The organism is Citrobacter braakii (genome assembly GCF_002075345.1).
GTDB classification, from domain to species: Bacteria; Pseudomonadota; Gammaproteobacteria; order Enterobacterales; family Enterobacteriaceae; genus Citrobacter; species Citrobacter braakii.
Map to the genome: position 1 here is coordinate 1 of NZ_NAEW01000069.1, position 1434 is coordinate 1434.

Genomic DNA, 1434 nt, shown 5'->3' on the forward strand with positions numbered 1-1434 from the left:
AGGAAAATAAGATGAGCACTTCCCACCATATGTTGAACCAGAGCGGGGAGTAACAGAAGTGAAGTGTGGCTCCCCTCAGATTTACGGCATCATAGTGCCCAGGAAAGATGCATTCCGCATCCAGAGACTGGAGGAGCCACAGATGAATTATATACCGGTGGGATTAGATATCGCAAAACACGTTATTCAGTTGCATATGGTTGATTTTCATACAGGTGAGATGGTTGATAAGCAGATAAAGCGGGATACATTGCTGACATTTTTTGCTAACCGGGAACCCTGTCTGATTGGCATGGAAGCTTGTGGAGGCTCACAGCACTGGGCTCGTGAACTGGAAAAACTGGGTCACAAGGTGCGTCTGATGCCAGGTCGGTTCGTCAAGGCGTTCGTTATGGGTAACAAGAATGACGTGATGGACGCACGAGCCATCTGGCTGGCTGTTCAGCAACCGGGTAAGTCAGTAGCGGTAAAAACGGAAGAACAACAGGCTGTGCTGGCGATGCACAAGATTCGCCACCAGATGGTGAAGTACCGGACGGCTCAGATAAACGGGTTACATGGACTATTGCTGGAGTTTGGTGAAACGGTCAGGAAGGGACGTTCAGCGCTGGAAAAGGCGATGCCATTAGTGTTGGCCCGCCTGGAAAAACGCCTGCCTGCTGCACTGGTGGAAATGTTGCGGGAGCAATGGGAGCGATTATCCCGCTTTGATGAGCAGATTGAAGACATAGAGAAGCGTTTAAAAGCCTGGGCTCAACAGGATAAATCCTGCCAGAAGTTACTGAAAATACCGGGTATTGGGGTGCTCATTGCCACAGCAGCAGTCGCCACGATGGGAGACAGTAAAGCGTTCCGTAATGGCAGAGAGCTGGCTGCTTATATTGGTCTGGTGCCAAAACAAACAGGAACCGGTGGGCGAGTGAAGCTGCTGGGTATCAGTAAGAGGGGTGATAAGTACCTGAGAACACTACTTATCCATGGTGCCCGTAGTGCCATTTTACTTGCCAGTGCCCCTGGGCCGTGGGCTGAGAAGATAAAGGAACGTCGGCCAACGAATGTTGCCGTTGTTGCAATGGCAAATAAGCTGGCGCGTACAATATGGGCAGTGATCGCACATGACCGCGAGTGGAACAAAGATTATGTCAGCGTCAGGCCTTACTGAAGTTGTCGCTGACGGATGCTAACCCTTAACAAAAGGATGAAAACGGAAAGGTTGCGTGGGTAACGGAAATGATAACGAAGACAGGTCAGACCGGTCTCTGCTAAACCTGAATTATATTATGAGCTTAAAGCTCGTAAGGAAAATAAGGTGCGGATACGCGGATCTTATCGAGGCCCGCAGCGCAGGCTGCAATAAGGTCGAATATAAAACTGCAACTGATCTCATTCGTTTTTTGTATTCCGGTACTTCGCAAACGGGAAGTGCTCATATAA

General features: G+C 49.4%; 1 protein-coding gene. It reads left to right on the forward strand.

The window, feature by feature from the left end:
* Positions 1-142: 142 nt before the first annotated feature.
* Complete coding sequence (locus tag BZK42_RS27805; protein WP_080861591.1) at positions 143-1162, forward strand: IS110 family RNA-guided transposase; 1020 nt, start codon at positions 143-145, stop codon at positions 1160-1162.
* Positions 1163-1434 lie beyond the last annotated feature (272 nt).

Excerpts from the sequence above, each read along its gene's own strand:
- BZK42_RS27805 (WP_080861591.1), top strand. The coding sequence starts at position 143 with ATGAATTATATACCGGTGGGATTAGATATCGCAAAACACGTTATTCAG.